Origin of the sequence: Halomonas faecis (assembly GCF_010993975.1) — a bacterium.
GTDB lineage: Bacteria > Pseudomonadota > Gammaproteobacteria > Pseudomonadales > Halomonadaceae > Halomonas > Halomonas faecis.
Map to the genome: position 1 here is coordinate 51,425 of NZ_JAACZO010000059.1, position 25,771 is coordinate 77,195.

The window sequence follows — 25,771 nt, forward strand, 5'->3', positions numbered from 1 at the left end:
GCTACGCGCCAGCGGTGAAAACATCTGATCCCCGCAGGCGCGGGGCTCAACCGTGGGCAGACGAGCGTCAGTGGAGAAAACAGACCTGATCCCCGCAGGCGCGGGGCTCAACCGCTCGACCAGCTCTACGCCCAGCTCGACCGCACCTGATCCCCGCAGGCGCGGGGCTCAACCGGGCGTCGACAGAACCGACTGGCTGGCCGCGCTCTGATCCCCGCAGGCGCGGGGCTCAACCGCCCGTCAAAGCCTTTCAGGTGCGCGTGACCTACTGATCCCCGCAGGCGCGGGGCTCAACCGCGCATCCGGCCCTTCGAGTTCGCCTGTGACGCCTGATCCCCGCAGGCGCGGGGCTCAACCGTGCATTCACAGCGCATCGAAACGGAGAAACATCTGATCCCCGCAGGCGCGGGGCTCAACCGGAGGCGGTCAGTGAGTGAGCACGACAAGTGGCCTGATCCCCGCAGGCGCGGGGCTCAACCGCGGTCACGGCTTCCGCTCACCTGGGCGCGAAACTGATCCCCGCAGGCGCGGGGCTCAACCGTGGCGCGTGAAGTGCGGGGTGGTGATCGATACCTGATCCCCGCAGGCGCGGGGCTCAACCGATCGAGGCCCAGCTGGCGGATATGGACCTCAGCTGATCCCCGCAGGCGCGGGGCTCAACCGACTCACCGGACGGTATCGCTATTGGCGGTAATCTGATCCCCGCAGGCGCGGGGCTCAACCTCCCCCGGCGGTGCCAGTGCTAAGCCCACCACGCTGATCCCCGCAGGCGCGGGGCTCAACCGCCATTGAAGAACGCCGAGAAATCCGCCTGTTCCTGATCCCCGCAGGCGCGGGGCTCAACCGGCGATCACCAACGCTGCCAATCAGGCTCGCGCCTGATCCCCGCAGGCGCGGGGCTCAACCGTCGGTGAAGGCGGTGCCGATCACATCCTTGAACTGATCCCCGCAGGCGCGGGGCTCAACCGGTCATCCCAATATCTTTGACCGGATCGTGATGCTGATCCCCGCAGGCGCGGGGCTCAACCGAAGACCGCTATTCTGGTTGTCCTGTTCATCATCTGATCCCCGCAGGCGCGGGGCTCAACCGCAGGTGCACAAGTGGGGCGCACGCCGCGGCATCTGATCCCCGCAGGCGCGGGGCTCAACCGCTTAGGTTGAGGCAGCTCGCAAGGCACCCACCCTGATCCCCGCAGGCGCGGGGCTCAACCGGCACAGCCGAAGTAGTGCGCGGCAATGGCGCTCTTGAACCTTCCCCTCAATCTCACGCCACGCAGAAGTTGATATAAATCAACTCGTAGCATTGTGCCTTACTGCTTCCATATTGGGTGCGTGTTTCGCCGCTAGTCTGCTTGCGGGCCACAACCAGAGAGGGAGGTTCACATGAGCACAGAAGCGATGCACTACGGACGCTTGACGCGCTACTTGCACTGGGCCATGGCGGCGCTGTTCGCGTGGCAGTTCGCTTCGGCTGGGGCGCATGCCTGGCTGGAAGACACGGCCGTGGAGGCATTTCTATGGGCGAGCCACAAGCCGTTGGGCTTGCTGCTAATGCTGCTTGCCATCGTGCGGGTCGCTTGGGGCGTTCTCGATCGCGGCCATCGGCCGTCGGCGATCAATGCCTGGGCCGGTTTGGGGCATTTGGCGCTGTATCTTCTGATGATCGCCGTTCCCGCCGTGGCGTTGATTCGCCAGTACGGTTCGGGGCGCGCCTTCGAGCCATTCGGCATTCCGCTGATGAGCGGGTTCGAGGGGGAGATCGAGTGGATGACCGCCATCGGCAGCAACTTCCATGGCCTGTTCGGCTGGGTGTTGCTGGCGCTGGTGGTCGGCCATGTGGGCATGGCGCTGTGGCATCGCCACTCTGGCGACCCGGCGATCATGGCGCGAATCACCGGGCGGGGGATTGACTAGCCGGTCCGCTCGGCGAGTCGTGCCGGTTGCGAAAGGCGACATCTGTTGCCTTGGTGTCGCCGCTGCGGCGATGGACGAGCCGGGGCGTCGTGGCCTTGTTATGCTGTGGGCCATCATCCCGGCAGGAGCGTCCCATGACCGAAACGACCCCGTTCGAGAAAGCGATGGCGGCGCTGGATGCGCTGCACGCCGAAGACCCGCGCCAGGTCACCGTGGCGGGCGAGCCCCAGCCCCAGGAGCTGTGGCATGCCGGTCGCATGAGCGATTGGCTGGAGCGCTTGCAGGCCTCGTCCGATGAGCTGATACACCTGGCGGTGCGTGGCCAGCACTTGCAGCGTTGGCAGGTGCCGCGCAGCGATTACCCGGAGGGGCGGGTGGGCTATCTCACCTGGCGCCGCGACCAGGGCCAGCGGGCGGCCGAGACCACGGCGCGGCTGATGCAGGAGGCGGGCTACGATGCCGAATCGGCCCAGGCGGTGTCGCGGATGATCCGCAAGCAGGGCCTGGGGCGCGATGCGGGTACCCAGGCGGTGGAGGACTGTGCCTGCCTGGTGTTCCTGGAGAACTATTTTGCCGATTTCTCGAAGCAGGTGGACCACGACCACCTGATTCGCATCGTGCAGATGACCTGGAAGAAGATGTCGCCGCGTGCCCATGAGCTGGCCCTGGGGCTACCCATGAGCGACGAGGCGCGTGCGCTGGTGGAGGAGGCGCTGGCCGGGTAGCTCCTACCCGGCAGCGGGGGCCGGTCAAGCCATGACGGGGTCGAGCACCTGGCGATGCAGGGTCTGGCCGGCGGCATCCTTGAGGGTGACCGTCAAGGTCTCGCTCTCGCCGTCCAGATCGACCTGGCCGAAGAACTGGTAGCCCTCGGAGGGCGGCAGGTTGGCCTGGCCTTCCGGCGGGGCCTTGTGGAAGACGACTTGGGGGCCGAACGTGGCGTCGAGTTCACCGGGGCCGAACGTGCCGGCATGGAGGGGGCCGCTGACGAACTCCCAGAAGGGGTCGAACGCCTTGAAGCTGGCGCGCTCTGGCGAGTAGTGGTGGGCGGCCGTGTAGTGCACGTCGGCGGTGAGCCACACCACGTTGTGGATGCGTTCGTCGCGCAGCGCCTGGAGGAGCCGGGCAATCTCCCGTTCACGGCCCAGCGGCTCGCCCGGGTCGTCGTTGGCCACGGCTTCGAAGTGATCTCCGTCGCGCACGATCAGTCCGATCGGCATGTCCGAAGCGATGATCTTCCAGGTTGCCGTGGAGTGGCGCAGGCTCTCCAGCAGCCAGTCCAGCTGCGAGCGGCCGAGGAAGGTGGTCTCGTCGCCGCCCGTCTGGCGATTGCGGCTGTTGGCCGACCGGTAGGTCCGCATGTCGAGCATGAACACCTCCAGGCTGGGGCCGTAAGCGAAGCGACGGTGGATGCGTCCGGGCGATTCCGGTCGTTGGCGCAGTGGCGTGTATTCGAGGAAGGCCCGGCGGGCGCGGGCGGCGAGCAGCGACACGTTCTTCTCGGTGTAGCGGTCGTCATCCAGCCATTCACCGGGATACCAGTTGTTGACGGTCTCATGGTCGTCCCATTGGACGAGCAGGGGAACGTCGGCGTTGAAGCGGCGCACGTTGGCGTCGAGCAGGTTGTAGGCGTGCTGCCCGCGGAATTCGTCTAGCGTTTCGGCGACCTTGCGCTTCTCGGGCGTGACCAGGTTGCGCCAAGTCTCGCCGTTGGCCAGCTCGACCCTCTCCTCGAGGGGGCCGTCGGCATAGACGGTATCCCCAGAGTGGATGAAGAAGTCGGGGTGCTGGTCGAGCATGGTGGCATAGGTGGTCATGCCGCCGCGGGATTCGTCGATGCCCCAGCCCTGGCCGGCGGTGTCCCCGGACCATAGGAAGCGCACGTTGCGCGGGGTCTGCGGTGGCAGGCGCAGCCGGCCGGTGACGGGCTCGCTGACGGCGCGGTGATCGCCCAGGGCCGCGAAGCGTACGCGGTAGTGCACTTCGTCCATGCCGCCCAGGCCGGTGGCATCCAGCTTGGCGGTCAGGCCGCTGGTCGGTAGGGTTTCGGGGCCGAGCAGTTGGCGGGCACCGCGGAATGCCGGGTTGTCGGCCAGCTCGACCCGCATTCGGGCGGGGCGGTCGACCCGCGACCACAACATGGCTCGGTCGGTGAGCATGTCGCCGCTCATCACGCCGGAGGTGATGACGGGACGGCGGCTTTCGGCGAGCACGATGGCGGGGGCGGCGAGGCAGGTGCCGCCGGCCAGGCCCAGTTTCAGGATGTCGCGACGCGTCAGGGTCATGTTCGGCTCCTCATTGGGTGGGGGCCTTGGAGACTCTGCGCGGGTTGCGTGACGGCGGTTTGGCAGTGCGGTGACAGTCCGCTAACGGCTTCGTTTCAATTCAGGCTGACGTTCAACCCCTCGGTCGTTTCGCAGGGTTTGCCATGGCGCAGGGTGAGGCGCCTTTCGTCGAGGTTCATGACCACGCTGAACAGCGTCTCCATGCGCTCGTCGGGGGGCTGGTCGAGGTCCTCGTGGCGGCAGATCGACTGTGGCTCCCCGTGGTGATCGCTGAGCACGCCGAAGAGGTCGTCTTCGCCGGTCTCGGTCGTGTCGGGAAGCGCTTGCAGCAAGGTGTCCAGCCTGGCCAGGCGCGGGTGAGAGTCGGGCCGGGGGAAGTCCTCCACCTGCCCAGTCACGCTGGGCTCGACGAAGTGATTGGTGTGGGTGACGATGCCGTCGCGGGGCGTGAGATGTCCGGGCTCGCCGGGATGCACCTCGAGGCCGGCCGCGTGGCCGCCGTCGCTGGCCAGCAGGAAATGCGCGGGGGAGCAGACGCGGTCGTGGGTGGCCACGCGCAGGGCGCTGTCGAAGTCGGGGCTCTCGAGGATCTTGCGCAGGGCGATATGGATCGGCAGGCCGGTGCCGCAGGTTTGCGAGCGAATGGCGTTGAGGCAAATGCCGATGCCGGCGGCGTTGAGCCCGATCTTGGCCACCATGCCGGCCTCACCGACGCTCACCAGCGGGGGCGCGTCGTCGAGGGCGATCTTCAGTGCCACCACGTTGTCGAGCTGGTCGGCGCGCCAGTCCCAGTTCTGAGCCAGCCATTGGTCTCCATGGCGTTGCAGGGCGAAGGCCGAGCAGCCGCCGCTGGCCTGGGTCAGCGAGATTTCGCTGCGGCAGTTCAGCGTCAGGATGTCTTGCCAGTCGAGCCCGGCGCCGTCGGCAATGCCGTGCATTTCGTCGAGAATGGCGGGAAAGCCGCGCTCGATCATCGTCGCGAAGCGTTCGGCCTCGCGGCGAGCGGCCTGCCAGCGCAGCCCCACGAAGTCGTGGAACAGGCGGTCGTAGACCGCCACGCTGCCTTGGATGCGTGACGCGTGGGCTCGGCCGTGGGCCAGGCCAACCGCGTGGCGGCTACCGCTGAGTTCGGTGAGTTGCATGGATTAGAGAATCTCCTCCAGGAAGTCGGTGAAGGCGGCCCAGGAAGCCTTGTCGGCGCGCTCCTGGTAGCGCTCGGTGTCGAACACGCTGAAGGCGTGCGGGGCACCGGAGTAGATTTCGACGGTGTAGGTCAGCTCGGCGTCTTCCAGTTCTTCCACGAGAGTGGCCACGTCGGCCATCGGCACGGCGGTGTCGGCGCCGCCGTGGGCGATCAGTAGGGGCGGCGTGTCTTCCGGCCACGACTGGTCCTCGGGCGTGCCCAGGCCGCCGTGAAAGCTGGTATAGCCGACCACGTCGTCCGCCAGGCCGGAGCGGGCGATCTCCAGGGCCACGGTGCCGCCGAAGCAGTAGCCCATCACCAGGGTGGTGGGCGCGGCGCCCCGGTCGCGGGCCTCGGCGAGCCCGCCCAGCGTCAGCTCGCGCATGCGCTCGCGGTCGCTGTAGAGCGCGTTGGTGGCTTCCTGGCGCGCCTCGGTGGTCTCGGGGCGGTTGCCCTGGCCGAAGAGGTCCACGGCGAAGGCGTCATAGCCGAGTTCAGAGAGCATGTCGGCGCGTTGGCGTTCGTAGTCGTCCAGGCCGTTCCAGTCGTGAACGATCAGCACCGTGCCGCGGGCCATGTCGCCGCCCGAAGCGAAGTAACCCTCGAAGGTGTCGTCGCCGATCTCGTAGGCGATGTCCTCGCCGGCGGGTTCGAAGGCGTGGGCGCCGGTGGCTAGGCCGAGAGCGCAGAGCAGAGTGAGTGAGGTTGTCAGCGGGCGCATGTTGGGCTCCTCGTAGCGGTCGATTCTAGTGGCTGGTCCGAACCCCCAGTATAGGCAGAGGGGGCGAGGGGCAAGGCAAGCGTTGGTGAGGCCGGCTTGTATTTTGACGTCTTGCCTTCCAGATTAAGGGGGCAACCCTTACATGAGCCAACAGTGAGCGGAACAACATGAAAAAGAGCGTATTGGCGATGGCGGTGGCAGCGTCCAGCGTGGCGTTTGCCGGCGCCGTGCAGGCAGAAGTGAAGGTGGGTTTCCTGGGCGGTTTCACCGGCGGCATCGAGAGTCTCACGCCGCCCATCTTCGACGGGGCCAAGCTGGCCGTTTCCCAGGTCAACGAGCAAGGGGGCATTCTGGGTGGCCAGGAACTGGTGATGCCCAGCGGCGATACCACTTGCGGCGATGCCTCGGCGGCTTCGAACGCGGCGGACCGCATGGTCAACTCCGAGCAGGTGACGGCCATCGTGGGCGCCCTGTGTACCGGGGCGACCATCGCCGCGGCGAACAACGCGGCGATTCCCGGCGGCGTGGTGATGGTGTCGCCGGCCTCCACGGCGCCGGCGGTGTCCGAGCTGGAGGACAACGACCTCGTCTTCCGTACCGTGCCCTCCGATGCCTTCCAGGGCGAGATGCTGGCCAAACTGCTGATCGAAAAGGGCATCGACACGGTGGCGGTGACCTACGTCAACAATGATTATGGCCGCGGCCTGGCGGATTCCTTCGTCGCCACCTACGAAGCCGAAGGGGGCACCGTCGCCGAGAACCTGGCCCATGAGGACAATCGCGCCGACTACCGTTCCGAGCTGGGTTCCCTCTCGGCCACCGGCGCCGAGACCTTGGTGGTGCTGGCTTATGCCGATACGTCTGGCCAGACCGTGCTGCGCCAGGCCTACGAGAGCGGCATGTTCACCCAGTACGTGGGGGCCGACGGCATGGTCGGCGACAGCCTGGTGGGCGCCGTGGGCGACGACGTGCTCGAAGGCATGATCGCCACGCGGCCCGGCAGCCCCGATCTGCCCGGCACGCCGTTGTTCGAAGAGCAGGCACGTGCCGCCGAGATCGATCCCGAAGCGGTGTTCGCCGCCCAGGCTTACGATGCGGCCTTCCTGCTGGCCCTGGCCATCGAGCAGAACGGCAATGCCGAGCGCGAAGGGCTCTCCGAGGCGCTGCGCAGCGTGGCCAGCGAGCCCGGTGAGGTCATTCTGCCCGGTGAGTGGGAGAAGGCCGTGCAGCTGATCGCCGATGGCGAGGAGATCAACTACGAAGGGGCCTCCGGTCGCCACGAGTTCGACGAGAATGGCGACGTGCCCGGCGTGGTGGTCGAAATGGCCGTGGAAGGCGGCGAGTTCGTGCGCAAGGGGCAGCTGGATTTGTAAGCGTCACGCTGCCGCAGTGCACCAAATCGAACCCCGGTGGGTCCGCCCCACCGGGGTTTTCTTGTCTGATGTCATGGCCCGGCGATGAGGCGCTTGAATCTGCTGTGCGGTGCTGTAGGTTACAAGGCGCCTAGTGAATAACGATAAAACGGCTTCCCCTGACGGTGTGACCGGTCATCGGGCGCAGACCCGAGCCTCCAATTCGAACAAGGAACGATACCCATGATTTCACGCCGTCTCCACTTCGTCACAGCCAACCTGCAGGTCAAGATCCTGCTGCTCGTTCTCATGCCGTTGATCGTGTCTTCTTCTTGCCTGCTGCTGGTCGAGGGGTACGAACGCGTCCAGGCGAACGAAGCCCAGGTCGAACAGCAGCGCGACCTGTTGCTCGAGGCGCGCCAGCGTGGCGTGCGCAGCAACGTCGAGCTGGCCGTCTCCATGGTCGAACGGATTGCCGCCACGGTGCCCGATACCGAAGAGGCCCAGCAGCGCGCCATCGAGCTGCTCGAGAGCCTGCGTTTCGAGAACGACAACTACGTCTTTGCCTACCGGGCGGACGGCGAGATGCTGGTTCAGCCGGCCGCCCCCGATAGCGTGGGCACCAATATGCTCGATGCCACCGATGCCAACGGCAAGCGGATGATCCGCGACATGGCGGAGCTCGCCGCCCAGGGCGGCGGTTACTACCAGTACGAGTGGCCGCATCCCGGCACCGGCGAGCCCGAGCCCAAGCACTCCTACGCGGATCGCGTCGAGGCGTGGGACTGGGTGATCGGCGCCGGCGTCTACGTCACCGACATCGAAGCGGCGATGGTCGAGATCGAAGAGGCGGCCATGGATCAGCTCGTGACCTCTCTCATTCGGCTGTGGGCCGTGGGCACGGTGGCCAACCTGATCATCGCGGGGCTGGCCATGTGGCTGGCACGGCGCACCGTCAACCAGGTGCGCTACACGGCATCGACCATCAAGGAAATCGCCAGCGAAGTCGCGGCCGGCAAGGGCGATCTGACCCGGCGCCTGGCGGTGCGTAGCCGCGACGAGATCGGCGAGTTGGGCGAGCAGTTCAACGCCTTCCTGGCGCGCATGCAGGCGATGCTCGGCGATGTCCGCAACAGTGCCACTTCGGTGTACTACGCGGCCAACGACATCGCCCAGGGCAGCGAGGAGCTGGCCACCCGTACCGACCAGGCGGCAGCCAACCTGCAGGAAACCTCATCGGCCATGGAGGAGATCACCTCCACCGTGGAGAATACCTCGACCCAGGCGCAGCAGGCGGATCAGCTGGTCGCCTCCACCGCCGACGTGGCCCAGCAGGGGCAGTCGGCGATGCAGGAGGTGGAACGAACCATGGATGACATCAACCAGTCTTCGGCCAAGATCGGCGACATCGTGTCGATGATCGACTCCATCGCCTTCCAGACCAACATACTGGCGCTCAATGCCTCGGTGGAGGCGGCGCGTGCCGGCGAACACGGTCGCGGCTTTGCGGTGGTGGCTCAGGAGGTTCGCAAGCTGGCCCAACGTTCGGCGGATGCGGCCCGCGACATCAAGGAACTGATCGAGTCGTCGGTATCCCAGGCGCAGGATGGGTCGCGCATCGTGCAGCGCGCTGGCGAAACCATGCGCGAGATTTTCGACAGCGTGAATCAGGTCACCGCGGTGATTTCCGAGATCAGCGCCGGTTCGCGGGAGCAGAGCGTCGGAATCGGCGAAGTCAACACGGCGGTCAGCCAGCTCGACACCATGACTCAGCAGAATGCCTCCATGGTCGAGCAGAGCTCGGGCACCGCGGCGCAGATGCGCCGCCAGGCCGAGCAGCTCAACGAGCTGATCAGCGGCTTCGTGCTGGGGGATGCCTCGGAAGGGCCGAATGCGGCACCGCGCGAGTCAGAGCCAGCGCCCGGTCTGCCGGCCCCGGCAGAGGCGCAGCGCGACCCCAAGCCGGAACCCCGGCCGCGCCAGGCCGAACGACAGGCGGCCGAGAGAGCGGAAGAACCCGAGTGGGAGACCTTCTGAGGCGAGCGGCCCGGGGTTTGCGCTCCGGGCCGCTCGCATTCAGTCGTGGTGCTTGACCTTCTCGGGCAGCAGCCCCTTGGGCGCGAAGCGCAGCACCAGGGTGATCAGCAGTCCGATGACGAAGACTCGCGCCTGTAGCGCCCGACTGTCCAGGTTGCCGGGCGCATCCCAGCCGAACATGGCCTGGCCGATGTCCACCGCGGAGTGCATCAGGAACAGCGCCAGGGGCTCGGACATGATCCAGATGATGTACACCGCCACGGCACCGAAGATCGTCCCCAGGTTGTTGCCGGGGCCGCCGAGGATGACCATCACCAGCACCAGGAAGGTGTGGTTGAGCGGCAGGTAGCCCTGCGGGTCGAACAGGCTGTTGAACGAGCCGAGCACGCCACCGCCGATACCCATCAGGATGCAGCCCAGTACGAAGATCTCCAGGCGCCGGCGGTTGATGTCCTTGCCCATGGCGGCGGCGGATGTCTCGTTGTCGCGAATGGCGCGGATCATGCGCCCCCAGGGAGCGTGGTAGGCGCGGTGCAGCAGGAAGAAGATGGCGGCAATGAGCACCGCGGTGAGCGACAGATAGAGCGCCCGAGCCAGGGTGAAGCCGACTTCTGCTGGCCCCGGCGTGGGCCAGGGTAGCGGTGAGACGGTGGCGGTGCCGCGGGTCAGCCACTCGGAATTCTTGAGGAAGGCCTTGATGATCTCGGCGATGCCCAGGGTGGCGATGGCCAGATAGTCGCTGCGCAGCCCCAGGCAGACCTTGCCGATGAAGTAGCCTATGCCGCCGGCCAGCGCGCCGCCGACGATCCAGCCCGTCCAGGCTGGCAGTCCAAGGCCGCCGATGAAGTCGACTCGGCTATGAATCTCTTCGGTGACGACACGCAGCTCGCTCATGACGACCAGGTAGAGCACCACGGCCAATGCAATGGTGATCAGCGTGCGCAGTTTGCGGGGTACGCCGAGACGGTCGAGCCGGCTCGTTGCGAAGACAGCGAGTATGGCCAATGCCAGGTAGAGCAGCCCAAGGCCGAGTTCGCCGGGTAGCTCGCTAGACCAGAAGGCCTCGTTGACGGGGACGCTGAAGAACATGGCCGAGAAGCCGCCCAGAGCGACGAAACCCATCACCCCGGCGTTGAACTGGCCGGCATAGCCCCACTGGATGGTCAGCCCCAGCGCCAGGATGGCGTAGCAGGCCGCTTCCACCAGCATGCGGGTGCTGTAGGCCGTGCCCATCGCGGCATAGACGCCCAGCACGGCCACCAGCAGGGCAACGAACAGTGTCAGTTCGCGCTTGGGTAGGCGCGACCGGGTGGCCACGAGGTCGGATCGTTGTTCGCGTTGCGTGCTCATCAGATCACCTTCCCCTTGAAGATGCCGGTGGGCCGCCATACCAGGATGGCCACCAGGATGAAGAAGGGCACCACGATCTTGTATTCGGTGCCGACGAAGGCGAGGTTGCCGCTCTGGGCGAGCCACTCGGGGAGACTGTCACCGAAGGGGCGCAGCAGCACCGACCAGTTGAAGACGGCGAGGGTTTCGGCAAAGCCGACCATGAAGCCCCCGGCGATGGCGCCAAAGGGGTGCCCCACGCCGCCGACGATGGCCGCAGCGAAGATCGGTAGCAGGATGAAGAAACTGAGATCCGGCTTGAAGGTCACGTCCAGCGACAGCAGGGTGCCGGCAATGGCGGCCAGCCCCCCGGCGATCACCCAGGTGACGGCCACGATCAGGTTGGTGTTGATGCCGGAAGCCTGGGCCAGGTCGGGGTTGTCGGACATGGCGCGCATCGCCTTGCCCAGTCGCGAGCGGGTGAGAAAGACGTGCAGCCCCACCACGGCGGCGATGGTCAGCACGAACAGAATGATCTGCGGCTCGGTGATGACGATGGGCGCTCGCGCCCCTTCGAAGGGCAGGGCGAGGCGGAATATCTCCTTGCGGTCATCCACGTAGAGGCTCTGCCCGCTGGTGCCGGCGAACAGGCGGATCAGGCCCTGCAGCATCAGCGTCACGCCCAGCGAGCCGATCACCATGACGATGGGCTTCACGCCGTGAGCGCGCAGCGGCTTGTAGAAGCTGCGGTCGATGCCCACGGCGAGCGCGGCGGTGAGGGCCATGGCCAGGGGCAGCATCACCACGGCGGTGGGCAGTCCCACGGCGCTGCCCGCGGTAGGGAACAACGTGGTCAGCAGCAGTACCATGAAGGCGCCGAAGGTCATCATGTCGGCGTGGGCGAAGTGGGCGAAGCGCATGATGCTGAATACCAGTGTGACGCCCACCGCGCCGATCGCGTAGATCGAACCGCTGACGCTGCCGGCGATCACCACGTTGTTGATGAAAAAGACGAGTTCGTTCACGACGTTCTCTCCAGAATTCGGCCCCGGGCTCAGCCGCCCAGGAAACTCTTGGCGACTTCCGGATCGGCCAGCAGGGCCTCGCCGGTATCGGTGAAGCGGTTCTGGCCGGCGGCCAGCACGAAGCCCTTGTCGGCGATGGCCAACGCCTGCTTGGCGTTCTGCTCCACCATCAGGATGCCCACGCCGGCGGCGTTGATTTCCTTCACCCGTTCGAAGATCTCGTTCATGTAGAGCGGCGAGAGACCGGCAGTGGGTTCGTCGAGCAGCAGCAGGTCCGGCTCGGCCATCAGCGCGCGGCCCATGGCGACCATCTGGCGCTGGCCGCCGGAGAGTTCGCCGGAGGGCTGGTGGCGCTTGTCGTAGAGCGGCGGAAAGAATTCGTAGATTCTCTTGAGCATGCGTCGCGTGTTGTGCGGCTTGAGAAAGGCGCCCATCTCCAGGTTTTCCTTCACCGTGAGGCTGGGAAAGATGTTTTTCTCCTGGGGAATGAATCCCATGCCTTTCTGCACCAGCTTGTTGGCCGGCAGGTTGTGGATGGGTTCGCCGCGCAGCAGGATCTCGCCCTGGTTGACGGCGAGAAGGCCGAAGATGGCCTTGAGCATGGTGGATTTGCCGGCGCCGTTGGGGCCGACGATCACCCCGATCTCGTCGGCTTCGATGGCCATGTTCACCCCGTTGAGGATGTTCATGCCGCCATAGCCGCCGTGCACGTCGCGTGCGTCGAGTAATGGCATTGTGATGTCCCAGCGTAAGGATCGTTGTGGTGTTGTTGTTGCCGGGCCGGCCCGCGAGGGCGGCCTCAGGCGACGTTGGAGCCGAAGTAGGCCTCGATCACCTGCGGATCGTTCTGAATCTCTTCGATGGTGCCCTGCACCATCACGCTGCCCTGAGCGAGCACGATCACCGGGTCGCAGAGCCGGGCGATCATGTCCATGTCGTGCTCGATGACCAGGAAGGTGTAGCCCATCTCGCGGTTGAGGCGCTCGATGTTGCTCACCAGATCGCCCAGCAGGGTGCGGTTGACCCCGGCGGCGATCTCGTCGAGCAGGACCACGCGGGCGTCGGTCATCATGGTGCGGCCGAGCTCGAGCAGCTTTTTCTGCCCCCCGGAGAGGTTGCCGGCCAGTTCATTGCGCACGTGGTGCAGGCCGATGAAGTCGATCACTTCCAGAGCGCGGCGGCGTACCTCGGCTTCCTGCAACCGAACCATTCCCGGCTTCAGCCAGGCATCGAACAGGTTCTCGCCGGCCTGGTTGGGCGGCACCACCATCAGGTTTTCCAGCGCCGTCATGTGGGAGAACTCGTGGGCGATCTGGAAGGTGCGCAGCAGTCCCTTGTGGAAGAGTTCGTTGGCGGGACGGTTGGTGATGTCCTCGCCGTCGAGCAGGACCTGGCCGCTGTCCAGCGGCAAGGCGCCGGCGATGATGTTGAACAGCGTCGACTTGCCGGCGCCGTTGGGGCCGATCAGCCCGGTGATGGAGCCCTGCTCCACCTGGATCGAGCAGTCGTCGATGACCTTGAGGCCACCGAAGGCCTTGTTGACGTGTCTGACGTCGATGATGGCTGCCATCTGGGGTACGCCCCCTGCTTGTCACTGTTGTTGTCGTTTGGCGCCGTCGCTGGATGTGTGGCGCCTCGGTTCGGTGTCTTGGCCGGTTCGGCGTCACCGCTCCTGGCTGGCGTCGGCCAGGAAGGTGCGTCCGGCGGCGAAGGCGCCGACGATCACCACCGCGCCGATGGCCGGAATCAGGTAGCCCTCTACCTGGGGAATGCTGCGCAGGAAGACGAAGGCCACCGCGGCCGGCGCCACGAAGCGCACCAGAAAACGCCAGGTGGCGAACCAGCCTTCGCTGGTGCGCATTTCCTTCATCACCTCGGAATGGGTCAACGCCCAGCCCGCGAACAGGGCGATCATCAGGCCGCCCAGCGGCATGAAGATGTTGGTGAGCAGTTCGATGAAGCCGAAGGCGCTGCGGCCGAACAGGGCGTGGAAAACGGTACCCTCGGCCCACAGGTTGAAGCTGACCACGGTGAGCAGCCCCAACGCCCAGCTGGCCACCACCATGAGGGTGACTGCCTGGGGGCGGGTGAGGTCGAAGCGCTCGACCAGGTAGGCCGCCACCGGCTCGATCAGCGAGATCGACGAGCTGATGGCCGCCCCCAGCACCAGGATGAAGAAGACGCCGCCGATCAGTGCGCCGAAGGGCATCTCGGCGAAGGCCAGCGGCAGGGTGACGAACATCAGCCCGGGACCCTGGCCGGCATCCAGCCCGGCGCCGAACACCAGCGAAAAGATGGCCAGGCCGGCGATCATGGCCACCGCGGTGTCGACCACGGCGATGGCGAAGGCGGTGCGGGTCAGCGAGGCCTCGCCGGACATGTAGGCGCCGTAGGCCATGATCGCCCCCATGCCGAGGCTTAGGGTGAAGAACGACTGGCCCATGGCCTCCAGCCAGCCCTCGAGGCTCAGATCGGCGATGTTGAAGGTGAACAGGAAACTGGCCGCGGCGGCGAAGTCGCCGTTGGCGATACCATAGGCCAACACCACCAGCAGGATCGCGAACAGTGCCGGCATCAAAATGCGCAGGCTGCTTTCGATGCCCCTGTGGATGCCCAGGCCGACGATCAGCCCCGAGGCGATGATGAACAGGGTGTGATAGAGCGTGAGCAGCCCCGGCGAGGCGAGCAGGGCGTCGAAGCCGGCGCCGATGGTCTCGGCGTCGGCGCCGGCCAGCGAGCCGGTGAGCATCTGCCAGGTGTAGTGGATCGCCCAGCCGGCGATCACCGAATAGAAGCTCAGGATCAGGAAGGCCGAAGCGGCCCCCAGCCAGCCGATGGTTTCCCAGGCGCGTGAGGTATCGTGCGTCTTGGTCAGGTGGCGCATGCCCATGATGGGGCTTTGTCGGCTGGCGCGCCCCAGCATGATCTCGGCGATCAGGATCGGAATGCCCACGGCGAAGATGGTCAGGGCGTAGATGAGAATGAAGGCGCCGCCGCCGTTCTCGCCGGCCAGATAGGGAAAGCGCCACAGATTGCCCAGGCCCACCGCGGAGCCGACGGCGGCCAGCAGGAAGGTGCCCTTGTGTGTCCAGACGTTGTGCGTGCTCATTGAGGGTCCAGCGGTCGGTAGCGGCCTTGTGGGCCGGTGGAACATCGCGTTTGGGTAAACGAGCTTAACTGTGCCAGAAACGTCCGTCTTTGCCAGCGGTCAAGCGTTAAGGGTGCGTTGGGCTAGGCCAGGTGACGCCGGGCAGCGATCATGAGTCTTCGTCGGTCGCCCGGCCATCCGTCGGACTGGGCTCGAAGGCGCGGCGGTCGTCCGGCAGGCGTACGGTATCGCCCCGGTGCAGCTTGTCCACGCTTTCCCGGCGCTCGCCGCTGGACGGGTCGATGATCGCCACCACCTCGCCGATGCTGGTGGCATCCACATAGGCCTCGACGCGAATGCGTACCACCCGGCCGCAATAGCGTGCCGAGAGAATGTCGCCCGGCCCGGGCTCGGAGTAGCCGGTGGGGTCGTGTTCGAAATGGCGCAATACGCTGTCGGCGCCGGGGTCGTCCCACTCCACGTGGCGGTGCATGACGGTTTCCTCTTCGGCAAAGGGCGTGGCAGCTCAAGGGTAGCCCGCTCGGTGCGCCACGCCCAGCGTCGGGTTGCTCCGCCTACGACAGCGCCCGCCGAGGGCGGGCGCTGGAGGCTTACTTCTTGCTGGCACGCTTGCGCTCGTGCTCCTTGAGGTGCTTCTTGCGCAGGCGGATGTGATTGGGGGTCACCTCTACCAGCTCGTCGTCGTCGAGGAATTCGATGGCCTGCTCCAGGGTGAACTTCACCGGCGGCGTCAGCACGATGTTCTCGTCGTTCCCCGAGGCGCGCATGTTGTCGAGCTTCTTGCCCTTGGTGGGGTTGACCACCAGGTCGTTGGCGCGGTTGTGGATGCCCACCAGCATGCCTTCGTAGACCTCGGTGCCGTGATCGATGATCAGCTTGCCGCGCTCTTGCAGGGCATACAGCGCGTAGGCCAGCGCCTTGCCGTCGACCATGGACACCAGCACGCCGTTGCGGCGCTCGATGGCGGCATCGGGCTTGAGCGGCCCGTAGTGGTCGAAGCGGCTGGTGAGGATGCCGGTACCCGAGGTGAGGGTGAGGAACTGGCCGCGGAAGCCGATCAGCCCGCGCGCCGGGATGATGAAGTCGAGGCGCACGCGGCCCTTGCCATCGGGGTTCATGTTGGTCAGCTCGCCCTTGCGGTAGCCGAGCTCTTCCATGATGGCGCCCTGGTGCTGCTCCTCGCAGTCGATGATCACCTCTTCGTAGGGTTCCTGCTTGATCCCGTCGATCTCCTTGATGATCACTTCGGGGCGGCCCACGGCCAGTTCGAAGCCTTCGCGCCGCATGGTCTCGATCAGCACCGAGAGGTGCAGCTCGCCGCGGCCGGAGACCTTGAACTTCTCCGGCGAATCGCCCTGCTCGACGCGCAATGCCACGTTGTGGATCAGTTCCTGGTCGAGGCGATCCTTGATGTTGCGGCTGGTGATGTACTTGCCGTCGCGCCCGGCGAAGGGCGAGTCGTTGACCTGGAAGGTCATGGAGACGGTGGGTTCGTCCACGGAGAGCGGCGGCAGGGACTCCACGACGTTCGGGTCGCACAGGGTGTCGGAAATGGCCAGCGAGTCGATGCCGGTGATGCAGATGATGTCGCCGGCGGTGGCCTGGTCGGTCTGCACGCGCTCCAGGCCCAGGTGGGTCATCACTTGACCGACCTTGCCGCGGCGCTCCAGGCCCTCCTTGCTGACCACCACGACCTGCTGGTTGGGCCTCACGGCGCCGCGGGTGATGCGGCCCAGGCCGATGACGCCCACGTAGCTGGAGTAGTCCAGCGCCGAGATCTGCATCTGCAAGGGGCCGTCGATCTCGACCTTGGGCGGTTCGACGATGTCGACGATGGCCTGGAACATCGGCGTCATGTCGTCGGCCAGCTCCTCCGGCTCGGGGCCGGCGATGCCATTGAGTGCCGAGCAGTAGATGATCGGGAAGTCGAGCTGCTCGTCGCTGGCGCCCAGGTTGTCGAAGAGATCGAAGATCTGGTCGATGACCCAGTCGGGGCGGGCGCCGGGGCGGTCGATCTTGTTGACCACCACGATGGGCTTGAGTCCCTGGTCGAAGGCCTTCTGGGTGACGAAGCGGGTCTGCGGCATGGGGCCGTCCACGGCGTCGACCAGCAACAGTACCGAGTCGACCATCGACATCACGCGCTCCACCTCGCCGCCGAAGTCGGCGTGTCCGGGCGTGTCGACGATGTTGATGTGGTAGTCCTCGCCGTCGGGTGCCTGCCAGCGGATCGCCGTGTTCTTGGCCAGGATGGTGATGCCGCGTTCCTTTTCCTGGTCGTTGGAGTCCATGATGCGCTCCTGCCCTTCGGCCTTGCGGTCGAGGGTGCCGGACTGGCTCAGCAGCTTGTCGACCAGGGTCGTCTTGCCGTGGTCGACGTGGGCGATGATGGCGATGTTGCGGAGGCTTTCGATGCGAAAGCCGCTGGCTTGGGTGCTCATAGGTGTCGCTCGTAGATCGGTTCGCACCGCTTGTACACCGGTGAGGCGTGCCCTGGGCGCGGTGAGGGGAGATTGAGTGGTGGCGCATTGTACAGACAAGCAGGGAGGGGGAATAGCGAAAAGGTGGTCACGCCGATGAGCGGTCGATGCGTGCCTGACAGGCGTAAAGGCGTTCCAGGAGATTGGGCAGCGCTTCCTGGTCCAGCGCCGGGTCGAAGCCACCGATGCGTTCGAACCAGCTACGCGCCATGCACAGCGTCTCGGCAGGGAGCTGGCCCCGCAGGCGTCGATGCAGGCGGGCGAGACGGCCGAGCGGGCGCGCGGTGAAGACTGCGACGTCGTCCTGCTGGCGCTCGATGCGCTCGGTCACCTGGGCCAGCCAGTCGGGGGTCAGCCGGGCATCCGCAGCCGGGAAGATCAGGATGTTGCCCTGGCTGTGTGCCACGGCGGCATTCAGACGATCGCCAAGCGGGGTGCCTTCACAGGGAAGCAGCCGGGCGCCATAGCGTTCCGCCAGGCGCGGCAGTCGCGCATCGCCGGTGTCGTCGGCCACCAGCAACTCGAAGGGCTCGGCCTGGCTGTGCGCCAGGCGCTGGAGGGCATGGAGCTGCCGAGGGAGTCGATGACCCATCATTCGCACATCGAGAATCAAGCTGAGGGTCATGGCAGGACAGGCTCCACATGTCGACGATCATCCGGCGGGCACGAAGACGGAGCGGGACATGCCTGCTCTGTAATGAAGTGTAGTGTTCAGTCATGAAAAGTTGCAACTGGTGCGATGGTGGGCACGTCTTTTATTCGCAGAGGGGGCGAGTGGCATATCGAAGAGGCGGCGCCTAGCCGCACGGTGAGTCTTTCTGTCGTCGCATTGCACTATATTGGTGCCGGCTCATCCGGTTCTGCGCCTTCATGGTGCGGTTTTTCCCTTCAGTAGACCGCGACGGACGCTAGAATGACGGAACGATAGGCAAGGCACCTTTAGAGCGCTTTGAAAAGCCGTATTATTTCAGTGGGATAGGTTTGGCTTCGTCAAGGCGGTGCAAGATTGGCACGTTGCCTGCATTGTAATGGTCAGCGCCATGATCGTGCATGGCAGCCGTGGGCGGGAAGCTCATGGCGTGATACAACCGACGCTGGTTTTCATCAGCGCCACGGATCATCGAAAGCGACCGACGCTCGAACCATCGCTCAAACGGAGGACATCATGTCTGCCAAGACGCTCGCCCTGATCGAAGAACACGACATTCAGTGGGTCGATCTGCGCTTCACCGATACCAAAGGCAAGGAACAGCACGTCACCATCCCGGCACGGGACGTGGACGAGGAGTTCTTCGAGAACGGCCAGATGTTCGATGGCTCCTCCATTTCCGGCTGGAAGGGCATCAACGAATCCGACATGATCCTGCGTCCGGAGGATGGCACGGGCTTCCTCGACCCCTTCACCGAAGATGCCACCCTGGTACTGCGCTGCGATATCATCGAGCCGGCCACCATGCAGGGCTATGACCGCGACCCGCGCTCCATCGCCAAGCGTGCCGAAGCCTATCTGAAATCCAGCGGTCTGGGCGACACGGCCTTCTTCGGCCCGGAGCCGGAGTTCTTCATCTTCGACGAAGTGCACTGGAAGGCCGACATCGAAGGCGCCATGTACAAGATCACCTCCGAGGAGGGTGCCTGGGCCACCGACAGCCAGCTCGAAGGCGGCAATCTGGGCCACCGTCCGCGCGTCAAGGGCGGCTATTTCCCCGTGCCCCCGGTGGACAGCTTCCACGATATCCGCGGTGCCATGTGCAACACCCTGGAAGCCATCGGCCAGACCGTCGAGGTTCATCACCACGAGGTGTCCAACGCGGGTCAGAACGAGATCGGCGTCAAGTTCAATACACTGGTGAAGAAGGCCGACGAGCTGCAGGAGATGAAGTACGTGGTGCATAACGTGGCCCACGCCTACGGCAAGACCGCCACCTTCATGCCCAAGCCGCTGGTCGGCGACAACGGTAGCGGCATGCACGTGCACCAGTCGTTCTGGAAGGGTGGCGATAACCAGTTCGCCGGTGACGAGTATGCGGGGCTTTCCGAGATGGCCCTCTACTACATCGGCGGTATCATCAAGCACGCCCGTGCCCTGAACGCCTTCGCCAACGCTTCCACCAACTCGTACAAGCGTCTGGTGCCGGGCTTCGAGGCGCCGGTCATGCTGGCCTATAGCGCTCGCAACCGCTCCGCTTCCATCCGCATTCCCTACACCGCGAGCCCCAAGGGCAAGCGCGTCGAGTTGCGTTTCCCCGACCCGACCGCCAACCCCTACCTGTGCTTCGCGGCGATGCTGATGGCCGGTATCGACGGCATCAAGAACAAGGTCCATCCCGGCGACGCCATGGACAAGAACCTCTATGACCTGCCGCCGGAAGAGGGCAAGGCCATCCCGACCGTGGCCGAGAGCCTCGACCAGGCCCTGGAAGCGCTGGATGCCGATCGTGCCTTCCTCACCGAAGGTGGCGTGTTCACCGACGAGATGATCGATGCCTACATCGAGCTCAAGGAAGAAGACGTCGAGCGCCTGCGCATGACCACCCATCCGGTCGAGTTCGACATGTACTACAGCTGCTGAACCAGCCGGTTCGCCGTTGCGGCGCCGCCCACTGGTGGCGCCGGCAGAGAGGCCCCGCCGCGGCGGGGCCTCTGTCGTGTCTGGTTGCCGTCAATACGGGGTCTGGCATGCCTGGCCGCCGGCGTGGCACTCTGCGACGAGCCCGCCACACTGCGAGGAAATACCGATGATCAAGACGCTGTTGTCGATCGTTCTGGGCCTGATCCTGGCCGCTCCGGCTGGCGCGACCACCGTCTACCGCACCACCGACGAACAAGGCAACGTGGTGTTCACCGACAACCCCGAGCGTGGCGGCGAGAAGGTGGAGCTGAAGCCGCTCACCGTGGTGCCGGCACGAGGCGAGGTACAGCGCGATGAGGCCTCGTCGGCCCCGGTCGAATCCGAGGGAGAGCGGCAGGCGGCGAGCGAATCGTCGCCGTTCATGCCCTACGACCGTTTCGGCATCGCCGCACCGGCGAACGAGGAAACCCTGCCCACCGGGGCCGCAGGCAAGGTGGCGGTGGAGCTCGCCATCGAGCCGCCGCTGCGCGAGGATCATCGCGTGCGCCTGCTGGTGGATGGCGAGATCAGCCAGAGTGCCCTGCATACCGACGCCTTCCTGCTCAACGACTTGCCCCGCGGCGAACACGTACTGCAGGCCGAGCTGCTGGATGCGAACGGTGACGTGCGCCATCGCAGTGATCCGGTGACCCTCTATGTTCAGCGTGCCAGCGTCAACCTGCCGCAGAATCCCAATAACCCCGCTAACAGTGACTGACCCGCGCACCGTATCGGCCAGGTGTGGCCGACCGGTCTTTCGCTGATGCACCATGTTGGTGCATCGTGTGTCGTGCTGTTCCTCCGCAAGGCCGTCATGGCGGCCTTGCGGAGTTGGCGCACTTCTTGCAAATCCCTCCATGACAGCCTGCGGCTGCGCCATGTCGGCGCGCCTGCTCGCCGCAGGTGCAGCCGCTCAGCGAGGAAGGACCCATGTATCGACGCCTGCTGGAACACCTCACCACGGCGGTGCTGCTCTTGGACGAGCGGCTTGCCGTGCGCTGGATGAACCCCGCCGCCGAGGCGTTGCTGGCGGTGAGCCTGGGGCGCGTCACCGGCACGCCGTTGCCAGCCCTGCTGCCCGTGGATGATGGCATGCACGAGGTGCTGGCCAAGGCCCGTGACGACGGCCACCCGTTCACCCAGCGCGAGGTGCGTCTGGCATTGCTGGGCGGCGCGACCTTGACCATCGACTATACCGTCACGCCGCTCTCTGCCGAGGAGCTGCTGGTGGAGATGGAGCCACGTGACCGGCTGCTGCGCATTTCCCGCGAAGAAGCGCTGCTCAACCGCCAGGAGGCAATCAAGGTGCTGTCGCGCGGGCTGGCTCATGAGGTCAAGAATCCGCTCGGCGGCATACGCGGAGCGGCCCAACTGCTCGAGCGCGACCTCGCGGATCCGGCTCTCAAGGAGTTCACTCACGTCATCGTCGAGGAAGTGGACCGTCTGCGCGACCTGGTGGACACCATGCTGGGACCCAACCGGATCGACCAGCATGCACCGCTCAACGTCCACAAGGTGCTGGAACGGGTGCGTGCGCTGCTGGTGGCCGAGACGCCCGACGTGTGCATCGAGCGCGACTACGACCCCAGTCTGCCGGATTTTCCCGGCGACGAGGCACAGATGATCCAGGCCGTGCTCAACGTGGCGCGCAACGCCGTGGAGGCGATGCGTGAGGCCGGCACCGAATCGCCACAGCTGTTGATGCGCACCCGCGCACGGCGCCAGTTCACCCTGGGGGCCGAGCGTCATCGCCTGGTGTGCGAGGTGGCGCTGATCGATAACGGCCCCGGCATTCCCGAGAGCCTGCAGGAAACGCTCTTCTACCCGATGGTGTCGGGGCGCGCCGATGGCAGTGGCTTGGGGCTCTCCATCGCCCAGGGCATTCTGCACCAGCACCAGGGGCTGATCGAATGCGACTCCCGTCCCGGACACACCGAATTTCGTTTGCTGATTCCCTTGGAGAGGCACCATGACTGACGTCGCACGCGTCGTGATCGTCGATGACGATCGCGCCATTCGTTGGGTGCTGGAGCGCGCCCTGGCCCAGCCCGACATCGCGGTCGAAAGCATCGACCGTGCCGACAAGGCGCTGGGACGTCTGCTCGACGACCCGCCCGACGTGCTGGTGACCGACATACGCATGCCGGGCATCGACGGGCTCGATCTGATGTCGCGCCTGCGCGAGGCGCATCCCGAGCTGCCGGTGATCGTGATGACCGCCCATTCTGACCTGGACAGTGCGGTGGCCTCCTACCAGGGCGGCGCCTTCGAGTACCTGCCCAAGCCGTTCGACGTCGACGAGGCGCTGGCGCTGGTGCGCCGGGCCGTGGCCCACGCCCGTGAGCGCAAACGCCCGGTGACGCCGCCGGAGGGCCTGCATGCCGAGATCATCGGCGAGGCGCCGGCCATGCAGGAGGTGTTCCGTGCCATTGGCCGGCTCTCGCAGTCGCACATCACGGTGCTGATCAACGGCGAGTCGGGCACCGGCAAGGAGCGCGTAGCGTGCGCCCTGCACCAGCACAGTCCACGGGCCGGTCAGCCGTTCATCGCGCTCAACATGGCGGCGATCCCCCGCGATCTGATCGAGTCGGAGCTGTTCGGTCACGAAAAGGGCGCCTTCACCGGGGCCACCGCGCAGCGCCAGGGGCGTTTCGAGCAGGCCAATGGCGGCACCCTGTTTCTCGACGAGATCGGCGACATGCCCGCCGAGACCCAGACTCGCCTGCTGCGCGTGCTGGCCGACGGCGAGTTCTATCGGGTGGGTGGCCACACGCCGGTGAAGGTGGATGTGCGCATCATCGCCGCCACCCACCAGAACCTGGAGACTCTGGTGGACGATGGGCGCTTCCGCGAGGATCTCTTCCATCGCCTCAACGTCATCCGCGTGCACCTGCCCAAGCTGGCCGAGCGGCGCGAGGACATCCCGCGTCTGGCGCGCCATTTCCTGGCCGAGGCGGCCAAGGAGCTGGCCACCGACACCAAGGTGTTGACCAAGGAGGCCGAAGCCCACCTGATGCGCCTGGCCTGGCCGGGGAACGTGCGCCAGCTGGAGAACACCTGCCGCTGGCTGACGGTGATGGCCTCGGGGCGCGAAGTGCTGGTGGAAGACCTGCCGCCGGAGCTGCTGCAACCCGGCGCCGCCGAGGGCAGCGTGGGCGACTGGCGGGCGGCCTTTCGCGACTGGGCCGACCGTGCGCTGGCGGCGGGTCATACCCACCTGCTGGAAGAAGCGGTCCCGGATTTCGAACGCATCCTCATCGAGACCGCGCTCAAGCACACCGGCGGGCGCAAGGGTGAGGCCGCCGAGTTGCTCGGTTGGGGGCGCAACACCCTGACCCGCAAGCTCAAGACGCTGCTGCCGTCGCTGGCGGATACCGACTGAGCGGCGGGGCGTCTACAACGAAAGGCGCATTGTTGGAGATGGCGGCCCTGCCGTAGCGTCGAGGCTTCTCACCTATCATGCTATAGGACAGCTTCGATGCCCGCTGATGCTCGCATGCTTCCCGCTTCGTTGCGGCATGTCCACGTCACCGAGGTGGGGCCGCGCGATGGCCTGCAGAACGAGCCGCTGACGCTGCCCACCGCCGACAAGGTGGCGTTGGTGCAGGCGCTGGTCGATGCGGGGGTGCGTGAGTTCGAGCTCACCTCCTTCGTCAGCCCGCGGGCGGTGCCGGCCCTGGCCGATGCTGCCGAGCTAGTCGCCGAGGTGCGTCGGATCGACGGCCTGCACCTCTCCGCGCTGGTGCCCAACGAGCGTGGTGCCGAGCGGGCCCTCGCTGCTGGCGTCGACTCGGTGGTGCTGTTCGTCTCGGCCTCCGAGAGCCACAACGCCAAGAACGTCAACCGCAGTGTGGCCGACTCCCTGGCCGGTTTCGAGCGTATCGCCCGTGAACTGGAGGGTAGCGGAGTCGCTCTGCGTGGCGCCATCGCCACTAGCTTCGGCTGCCCCTTCGAGGGCGAGGTGTCGGTCGAGGCGGTGGGGCGCATCGCCCGCCACTTCGCCGACCTCGGTGCTCGCTTCGTGTCGCTGGGCGATACCACCGGCATGGCCACGCCGCCGCTGGTGACCGAGCGCATCGAACACCTGCGCCAGGTGGCGCCGACCGTCTCGCCCACCCTGCACTTCCACAATACGCGCGGCATCGGTCTGGTCAACGTGCTGCAGGGGCTCGCGCTGGGCGTCGACCGCTACGAGAGCGCCATCGGCGGGCTGGGTGGCTGCCCGTTCGCGCCGGGGGCGTCGGGCAACATCGCCAGCGAGGATCTGATCTACCTGCTCGACGAGCTGGGCCTCGAGACGGGCATCGATCTGGAGGGCATGATCGAGGCTGCCCGGCTGGCGTCCCGCTCGATGGGGCGCGAGTTGCCCGCCCAGGTTTCCAAGGCGGGCCCGCGGCTGGCCACGCACGATGCCGACCGAACGCTGGCGGCCAGGGGGTAGCTCGCAGATGACGGACTCGCAGCCCTACGGCAGCCTGGCGGGCATTCGCGTCATCGACCTGACGCGGGTGATCTCCGGCCCCTTCTGCACCCAGATACTCGGCGACCACGGCGCCGACGTGGTCAAGGTCGAGTCGCCCGGCAAGGGCGACGTGGTGCGCGGCCAGGGCAACATGATCAACGGCGAGAGCTGGTACTTCGCCCAGTTCAACCGCAACAAGCGCTCGCTGACCCTGGACCTGCGCAGCGACGAGGGCAGGGCGATCCTGCACCGGCTGCTGGCCGAAGCCGACGTGCTGGTGGAGAACTTCCGCCCCGGGGTGCTGGCCAGGATGGGCCTCGACGACGACACCCTGCGCGAGCGCTACCCGCAACTGGTGGTGGGGCGCATCAATGGCTTCGGCTCCACCGGGCCCTATCGCGACCGCCCGGCCTACGACTTCATCGCCCAGGCCATGAGCGGCTTCATGGGGGTCAACGGTCCGGCCGACGGTGAGCCGATGCGCGCCGCCCCGCCGATCAGCGACATGGTCGCCAGCCAGAACCTCGCCTTCGGCATCTGCGCGGCCCTGGTGCGCCGCGAGCGCACGGGCCAGGGCGACATCGTCGAAACGGCGCTCACCAATGGCCTGATCGCCATGCTGGGCTACCTGGCCGCCGAGTTCTTCGCCACCGATCGCCTGCCGGCGCGTACCGGCAACGACCACCCCATGCTCTATCCCTATGGCCTGTTCAAGGCCAGCGACGGCGAAGTGGCCATCGCCCCCAGCAACGACACCATGGTGGAGCGCTTTCTCGGCGCCCTGGGCAGGCTGGATCTGCTCGACGATGCGCGTTTTGCCGACAACGCGCGGCGCATGGCCAACCGCGATGCGTTGCGTGAGATTCTTAATGGCATCATCCAGACGCGCCGAGTGGACGACTGGATCGAGCACCTCAATCGGGCCGGTGTGCCGTGCGGGCGTGTGCACGACCTGCGCGAGACGTTCGCCGACCCGCAGGTGCGTGCTCAGGAGATGCGCCTGGAGCTGGAGCAGGACTCCGGCACGGTCCCCGTGACGGGGTTTCCCGTCAAGCTGCGCGAGGCGCCGGCGATGCTCTGCCATCCGGTGCCGCGTCTCGGCGAGCACACTCGTCAGTTGCTCGGCGAACTGGGCCTGGCCGAACGGGAACTTGACGACCTGGCCGCGCGCGGTGTCATCTGAACTACCCTGACAACGGCCGCCGTCCGGGCTGCCGATGACCCTGGTGCCAGGCCCTGCCGTGCACCACCATGACGCTCCAC

The 25,771-nt window shown here is 66.2% G+C and carries 21 protein-coding genes and 1 CRISPR repeat array (1 of these 22 only partly in view); of the genes, 10 read left to right on the forward strand and 11 right to left on the reverse strand.

Annotation, left to right across the window (positions count from 1 at the left end; translation table 11 throughout):
- Positions 1–1,212: direct repeats of the CRISPR family, unit length 29 nt; unit sequence CTGATCCCCGCAGGCGCGGGGCTCAACCG (it extends 11,873 nt beyond the left edge of the window).
- 171 nt (positions 1,213–1,383) lie between these two features.
- Positions 1,384–1,914: a cytochrome b gene (locus GFD32_RS19145; protein ID WP_163578175.1), complete on the forward strand. Its 531-nt coding sequence runs from the start codon at positions 1,384–1,386 to the stop codon at positions 1,912–1,914.
- 134 nt (positions 1,915–2,048) lie between these two features.
- Positions 2,049–2,639, forward strand: a complete 591-nt coding sequence (locus GFD32_RS19150; protein ID WP_163578176.1) for a DUF4202 domain-containing protein — start codon at positions 2,049–2,051, stop codon at positions 2,637–2,639.
- A gap of 24 nt (positions 2,640–2,663) precedes the next feature.
- On the opposite strand, the gene GFD32_RS19155 is transcribed toward GFD32_RS19150, so the two are convergent.
- The 3 genes from GFD32_RS19155 to GFD32_RS19165 all read right to left on the reverse strand — a co-directional run bounded on the left by GFD32_RS19155 (position 2,664) and on the right by GFD32_RS19165 (position 6,103).
- On the reverse strand, positions 2,664–4,199 hold the full coding sequence (locus GFD32_RS19155) for an alkaline phosphatase D family protein (protein WP_163578177.1): 1,536 nt from the start codon (positions 4,197–4,199) through the stop codon (positions 2,664–2,666).
- Positions 4,200–4,294: 95 nt separating this feature from the next.
- Complete coding sequence (locus GFD32_RS19160) at positions 4,295–5,341, reverse strand: C45 family autoproteolytic acyltransferase/hydolase (RefSeq protein ID WP_163578178.1); 1,047 nt, start codon at positions 5,339–5,341, stop codon at positions 4,295–4,297.
- Positions 5,342–5,344: 3 nt separating this feature from the next.
- The gene (locus GFD32_RS19165) at positions 5,345–6,103 is read right to left on the reverse strand and encodes a dienelactone hydrolase family protein (protein WP_163578179.1); all 759 of its coding nucleotides are present in this window, start codon (positions 6,101–6,103) and stop codon (positions 5,345–5,347) included.
- Positions 6,104–6,270: 167 nt separating this feature from the next.
- Between GFD32_RS19165 and GFD32_RS19170 the strand changes: the two genes are divergently transcribed.
- The gene (locus tag GFD32_RS19170) at positions 6,271–7,476 is read left to right on the forward strand and encodes an ABC transporter substrate-binding protein (RefSeq protein WP_163578180.1); all 1,206 of its coding nucleotides are present in this window, start codon (positions 6,271–6,273) and stop codon (positions 7,474–7,476) included.
- A 222-nt stretch (positions 7,477–7,698) separates the two neighbouring features.
- Positions 7,699–9,492, forward strand: coding sequence for a methyl-accepting chemotaxis protein (locus GFD32_RS19175; RefSeq protein WP_163578181.1), 1,794 nt, complete (start codon positions 7,699–7,701; stop codon positions 9,490–9,492).
- 39 nt (positions 9,493–9,531) lie between these two features.
- Here GFD32_RS19175 and GFD32_RS19180 read toward each other — a convergent pair whose 3' ends face one another.
- From GFD32_RS19180 to GFD32_RS19215, 8 genes are all read right to left on the reverse strand, one after another.
- Positions 9,532–10,842 (reverse strand): branched-chain amino acid ABC transporter permease, encoded by a 1,311-nt coding sequence (locus GFD32_RS19180; RefSeq protein ID WP_163578182.1) that lies wholly within the window; start codon positions 10,840–10,842, stop codon positions 9,532–9,534.
- Positions 10,842–11,846, reverse strand: a complete 1,005-nt coding sequence (locus tag GFD32_RS19185) for a branched-chain amino acid ABC transporter permease (protein WP_163578183.1) — start codon at positions 11,844–11,846, stop codon at positions 10,842–10,844. Before GFD32_RS19185 ends, GFD32_RS19180 begins: the two co-directional genes overlap by 1 nt.
- A 29-nt stretch (positions 11,847–11,875) precedes the next feature.
- Positions 11,876–12,580, reverse strand: coding sequence for an ABC transporter ATP-binding protein (locus tag GFD32_RS19190; RefSeq protein WP_163578184.1), 705 nt, complete (start codon positions 12,578–12,580; stop codon positions 11,876–11,878).
- Positions 12,581–12,645: 65 nt separating this feature from the next.
- Positions 12,646–13,416: an ABC transporter ATP-binding protein gene (locus GFD32_RS19195; protein WP_163578185.1), complete on the reverse strand. Its 771-nt coding sequence runs from the start codon at positions 13,414–13,416 to the stop codon at positions 12,646–12,648.
- Positions 13,417–13,509: 93 nt separating this feature from the next.
- A complete protein-coding gene (locus GFD32_RS19200; RefSeq protein ID WP_163578186.1) occupies positions 13,510–14,955 on the reverse strand; it encodes a sodium-dependent transporter in 1,446 nt (481 codons plus the stop codon).
- A gap of 148 nt (positions 14,956–15,103) precedes the next feature.
- Positions 15,104–15,427, reverse strand: coding sequence for a hypothetical protein (locus GFD32_RS19205; protein ID WP_163578187.1), 324 nt, complete (start codon positions 15,425–15,427; stop codon positions 15,104–15,106).
- A gap of 118 nt (positions 15,428–15,545) precedes the next feature.
- Positions 15,546–17,396: a translational GTPase TypA gene (typA, locus tag GFD32_RS19210; RefSeq protein ID WP_163578188.1), complete on the reverse strand. Its 1,851-nt coding sequence runs from the start codon at positions 17,394–17,396 to the stop codon at positions 15,546–15,548.
- A 127-nt stretch (positions 17,397–17,523) separates the two neighbouring features.
- Complete coding sequence (locus GFD32_RS19215; RefSeq protein WP_163578189.1) at positions 17,524–18,060, reverse strand: glycosyltransferase family A protein; 537 nt, start codon at positions 18,058–18,060, stop codon at positions 17,524–17,526.
- A 540-nt stretch (positions 18,061–18,600) separates the two neighbouring features.
- On the opposite strand from GFD32_RS19215, the gene glnA reads away from it, so the two are divergent.
- The 6 genes from glnA to GFD32_RS19245 all read left to right on the forward strand — a co-directional run bounded on the left by glnA (position 18,601) and on the right by GFD32_RS19245 (position 25,691).
- Entirely contained in the window at positions 18,601–20,007 is a 1,407-nt protein-coding gene (gene glnA, locus GFD32_RS19220; RefSeq protein ID WP_163578190.1) for a glutamate--ammonia ligase, read from the forward strand.
- Between the two features lie 166 nt (positions 20,008–20,173).
- Complete coding sequence (locus tag GFD32_RS19225; RefSeq protein WP_163578191.1) at positions 20,174–20,764, forward strand: DUF4124 domain-containing protein; 591 nt, start codon at positions 20,174–20,176, stop codon at positions 20,762–20,764.
- A 212-nt stretch (positions 20,765–20,976) separates the two neighbouring features.
- Positions 20,977–22,023 carry a nitrogen regulation protein NR(II) gene (gene glnL / locus GFD32_RS19230; RefSeq protein ID WP_163578192.1) on the forward strand — a complete coding sequence of 349 codons (1,047 nt, stop codon included), beginning with the start codon at positions 20,977–20,979 and terminating at the stop codon, positions 22,021–22,023.
- Complete coding sequence (gene ntrC, locus GFD32_RS19235; RefSeq protein WP_163578193.1) at positions 22,016–23,428, forward strand: nitrogen regulation protein NR(I); 1,413 nt, start codon at positions 22,016–22,018, stop codon at positions 23,426–23,428. The genes glnL and ntrC overlap by 8 nt, the downstream gene beginning before the upstream one ends.
- A gap of 96 nt (positions 23,429–23,524) precedes the next feature.
- Positions 23,525–24,487: a hydroxymethylglutaryl-CoA lyase gene (locus tag GFD32_RS19240; protein WP_163578194.1), complete on the forward strand. Its 963-nt coding sequence runs from the start codon at positions 23,525–23,527 to the stop codon at positions 24,485–24,487.
- Between the two features lie 7 nt (positions 24,488–24,494).
- Positions 24,495–25,691: a CaiB/BaiF CoA transferase family protein gene (locus GFD32_RS19245; protein ID WP_163578195.1), complete on the forward strand. Its 1,197-nt coding sequence runs from the start codon at positions 24,495–24,497 to the stop codon at positions 25,689–25,691.
- Positions 25,692–25,771 lie beyond the last annotated feature (80 nt).

What these genes read in the sequence shown, in the direction of transcription:
- GFD32_RS19145 (WP_163578175.1), top strand. Translation starts at nt 1,384, where the DNA reads ATGAGCACAGAAGCGATGCACTACGGACGCTTGACGCGCTACTTGCAC.
- GFD32_RS19150 (WP_163578176.1), top strand. Translation starts at nt 2,049, where the DNA reads ATGACCGAAACGACCCCGTTCGAGAAAGCGATGGCGGCGCTGGATGCG.
- GFD32_RS19155 (WP_163578177.1), bottom strand. Translation starts at nt 4,199, where the DNA reads ATGACCCTGACGCGTCGCGACATCCTGAAACTGGGCCTGGCCGGCGGC.
- GFD32_RS19160 (WP_163578178.1), bottom strand. Translation starts at nt 5,341, where the DNA reads ATGCAACTCACCGAACTCAGCGGTAGCCGCCACGCGGTTGGCCTGGCC.
- GFD32_RS19165 (WP_163578179.1), bottom strand. Translation starts at nt 6,103, where the DNA reads ATGCGCCCGCTGACAACCTCACTCACTCTGCTCTGCGCTCTCGGCCTA.
- GFD32_RS19170 (WP_163578180.1), top strand. Translation starts at nt 6,271, where the DNA reads ATGAAAAAGAGCGTATTGGCGATGGCGGTGGCAGCGTCCAGCGTGGCG.
- GFD32_RS19175 (WP_163578181.1), top strand. Translation starts at nt 7,699, where the DNA reads ATGATTTCACGCCGTCTCCACTTCGTCACAGCCAACCTGCAGGTCAAG.
- GFD32_RS19180 (WP_163578182.1), bottom strand. Translation starts at nt 10,842, where the DNA reads ATGAGCACGCAACGCGAACAACGATCCGACCTCGTGGCCACCCGGTCG.
- GFD32_RS19190 (WP_163578184.1), bottom strand. Translation starts at nt 12,580, where the DNA reads ATGCCATTACTCGACGCACGCGACGTGCACGGCGGCTATGGCGGCATG.
- GFD32_RS19195 (WP_163578185.1), bottom strand. Translation starts at nt 13,416, where the DNA reads ATGGCAGCCATCATCGACGTCAGACACGTCAACAAGGCCTTCGGTGGC.
- GFD32_RS19200 (WP_163578186.1), bottom strand. Translation starts at nt 14,955, where the DNA reads ATGAGCACGCACAACGTCTGGACACACAAGGGCACCTTCCTGCTGGCC.
- GFD32_RS19205 (WP_163578187.1), bottom strand. Translation starts at nt 15,427, where the DNA reads ATGCACCGCCACGTGGAGTGGGACGACCCCGGCGCCGACAGCGTATTG.
- typA (WP_163578188.1), bottom strand. Translation starts at nt 17,396, where the DNA reads ATGAGCACCCAAGCCAGCGGCTTTCGCATCGAAAGCCTCCGCAACATC.
- GFD32_RS19215 (WP_163578189.1), bottom strand. Translation starts at nt 18,060, where the DNA reads ATGACCCTCAGCTTGATTCTCGATGTGCGAATGATGGGTCATCGACTC.
- glnA (WP_163578190.1), top strand. Translation starts at nt 18,601, where the DNA reads ATGTCTGCCAAGACGCTCGCCCTGATCGAAGAACACGACATTCAGTGG.
- GFD32_RS19225 (WP_163578191.1), top strand. Translation starts at nt 20,174, where the DNA reads ATGATCAAGACGCTGTTGTCGATCGTTCTGGGCCTGATCCTGGCCGCT.
- glnL (WP_163578192.1), top strand. Translation starts at nt 20,977, where the DNA reads ATGTATCGACGCCTGCTGGAACACCTCACCACGGCGGTGCTGCTCTTG.
- ntrC (WP_163578193.1), top strand. Translation starts at nt 22,016, where the DNA reads ATGACTGACGTCGCACGCGTCGTGATCGTCGATGACGATCGCGCCATT.
- GFD32_RS19240 (WP_163578194.1), top strand. Translation starts at nt 23,525, where the DNA reads ATGCCCGCTGATGCTCGCATGCTTCCCGCTTCGTTGCGGCATGTCCAC.
- GFD32_RS19245 (WP_163578195.1), top strand. Translation starts at nt 24,495, where the DNA reads ATGACGGACTCGCAGCCCTACGGCAGCCTGGCGGGCATTCGCGTCATC.